The organism is Arhodomonas sp. KWT, from assembly GCF_010993615.1.
On sequence record NZ_WNXE01000268.1, the window covers coordinates 1 to 2,749 of the forward strand.

Genomic DNA, 2,749 nt, shown 5'->3' on the forward strand with positions numbered 1-2,749 from the left:
TCAGCGCGATCACGTCGTGCCCGTGCGAGGGATCGACGAAGTCGACGTAGGCCTCATCGATCACCAGCACGCCGGCGAGGCTGCGTGCCAGCGTGGCGATGGCGTCCGGGTCCAGCAGCGTGCCGGACGGGGCATGCGGGTTGACCAGGAAGGTCAGTGGCACGCGCTCGCGGTTCATACGCTCGGCGAAGTCCGGCGTCGGGCGCCAGTCCTCGCCGAGGGCCACGCGCACCACCGGCGAGCCGTGAATCCCCGCAAGCACGGGATACAGGGAGTAGCTCGGCTCGGCGACACCCACCGGGCTGCCCGGATTGACGAACGTCGTGATCGCCAGCCGAAGCAGCTCGTCACCGCCATTGGTCGCGACGATCTGCTCCGGCTCCACGCCGTGCTGTCGTGCGGCAGCACGGCGGAACGCCGCGCTCGTGGGCGAGGGGTAACGCCGCAGTGCGTCCGCCGGCGTTTCCGCGAGTGCGCGCATCACCGCCGGGCTCGGCGGGTAAGGGTTCTCGTTGGTGTTGAGCTTCACCGCGTCGGGGTTCTGCGGCTGTTCCCCCGGCGTGTAGCCCGCCATCCGGCGGATGTTGTCGCGTTCGTAGCTCATCGTCCCTGCACTGTCTGATGGTCAGGTGTTCAGCTTACTAGATCGCCGCACGGCCAGGACAGGGCGGGGGAGCGCCCGCTCAGGGACGCGGTGTCCGCGGTGAGAGCGCGGCGGCACCGTCCCGGGGTCACCTCCATGGCCGGCGCTCCGGTACACTGCATCGGGGGACACGCCCACGACAGCTCCAAGGACATGGGACTGTCGCCTACCGGGGCCGGGCAGGAGGGGATACATCCTGCGCCCTCATGGTGACCGGCCACCATTAATCCGGGGGAACGGCGCCACGAACGGTTGCCGGACACGGGGGAGATGCGGCATGAGCGAGACCATCACGGCGGCCCTGGTGGGAATCGGGGTGCTTGGGGTCCTGGCCCAGTGGCTGGCGTGGCGCATGCAGCTGCCGGCGATCCTCTTCCTGCTCGCGGCCGGACTGCTGGCCGGCCCGGGAGCGCTGGGCTGGATCGATCCCGATGCGCTGTTCGGTGAGCTGCTCTTCCCGATCATCTCCCTGGCGGTGGCCGTGATCCTCTTCGAGGGCGGCCTGACCCTGCGCCGGCACGAGATCCGCGGCCTCGGAGGGCCGGTCAACCGGCTGCTCACGGTCGGGGTGGCGATCACCTGGGCGAGCACGGCACTCGCGGCGTGGTGGCTGACGGCCCTGCCGTGGTCCATGGCGGTGCTCTTCGGGGCCATCACCGTCGTGACCGGGCCGACGGTGATCGTGCCCCTGCTGCGCAGCGTCCGCCCCAGGGAGCGGGTGGGCAACGTGCTGCGCTGGGAGGGGATCGTGATCGATCCCATCGGTGCGCTGATAGCGGTACTCGCCTTCGAGTTCATCCTCGCGAGCGCCGGCGAGCGCAGCCTCGGGGCCACGGTGCTCACCTTCGCGGCGGTCCTCGTGGTCGGCACCGTTGCGGGTGCGCTCGCCGGCCATGCCCTGGGGATCGCGCTTCGCGAGTACTGGCTGCCGGATTATCTCCACAATGTCGGCGTGCTGGTTGCGGTGTTCGCGGTGTACTTCGTCAGCAACCGCATCCACCACGAGGCGGGTCTGCTATCGGTGACGGTGATGGGGATCTGGCTCGCGAACATGCCCCGCGTCCCGCTGGACGATATCCTCAACTTCAAGGAGTCGCTGAGCGTGCTCCTGATCTCGGGCCTGTTCATCCTCCTTGCCGCCCGCCTGGACCCGTCGGCACTGGCGGCCCTTGGCTGGGGCGCGGCGGGCGTCCTGCTGGTAATGCAGCTCATCGGGCGGCCGCTGAACGTGCTCGTGAGCACGGCCGGCACGCCGCTGGACTGGCGGGAGCGGGCGCTGCTCGCGTGGATCGCGCCGCGCGGGATCGTCGCCGCGGCGGTCTCGGCGGTGTTCGCCCTGCGGCTGCAGGCCGCCAGTGTGGCGGGGGCTGAGCTGCTGGTGCCGCTCACCTTCCTGGTGATCGTGTTCACCGTCGTGCTCCAGAGCACGACGGCCCGGCCGCTCGCCGGCTGGCTGGACCTCCGCGAGCCCGCGCCGCGGGGCGTGCTCATCGTCGGCGCGAACCGGGTCGCCCGGACGGTGGCCGCAGGGCTTGCCGCGGCGGATGTGCCCGTGCGCCTGGCGGACGCCAACTGGGACAACGTCCAGGACGCGCGCATGCAGGGGCTCGACGTCTACTATGGCAACCCCACCTCGGAGCACGCGGAACGGCATCTGAGCATGACCGGGATCGGCTTCCTGTTCGGTCTGTCCCCGCGCAGCGATCTCAACACCCTGGCGAGCCTGCACTTTGCCAAGGAACTGGGGCACCACCGGGTATTCCGCCTGCCGCCGGGGGAGCGAGACGCGCGCCTGCCGGGGCCGCTGCGCCAGCGGCACCGTCACGACAACACGCTGTTCGGCGCGGACGCCACTTACGGGCGCCTGGCCAGCCTGATCGGCCAGGGGGCTAGTGTGCACGTGACCGGGCTCACGGCGCAGTTCGACTGGCCGGCGTATCAAGCGCACCACGGCGGGGAAATCATACCGCTGTGCGCCCTGGACCCGGCGGGCACGCTCCACGTGTTCACCGGCGGTGACGACCCCGAGCCCCGACCGGAGTGGTCGGTGCTCGCGCTGGTCGAGGACGGCGAGGCATCAGGTTGAGCGTGCCGGGAGCACGCGCA

The 2,749-nt window shown here is 70.6% G+C and carries 2 protein-coding genes; one reads left to right on the forward strand and one right to left on the reverse strand.

What is annotated here, in order from left to right:
• The coding region (locus tag G7A99_RS17670) for a histidinol-phosphate transaminase (RefSeq protein ID WP_163142637.1) at positions 1–604 on the reverse strand (604 nt) is incomplete at its 3' end.
• 316 nt (positions 605–920) lie between these two features.
• On the opposite strand from G7A99_RS17670, the gene G7A99_RS17675 reads away from it, so the two are divergent.
• Positions 921–2,729 (forward strand): sodium:proton antiporter, encoded by a 1,809-nt coding sequence (locus tag G7A99_RS17675; RefSeq protein ID WP_163142640.1) that lies wholly within the window; start codon positions 921–923, stop codon positions 2,727–2,729.
• Positions 2,730–2,749: the final 20 nt, after the last annotated feature.

Coding starts and splice junctions, on each gene's coding strand:
- G7A99_RS17675 (WP_163142640.1), top strand. CDS start 921: ATGAGCGAGACCATCACGGCGGCCCTGGTGGGAATCGGGGTGCTTGGG.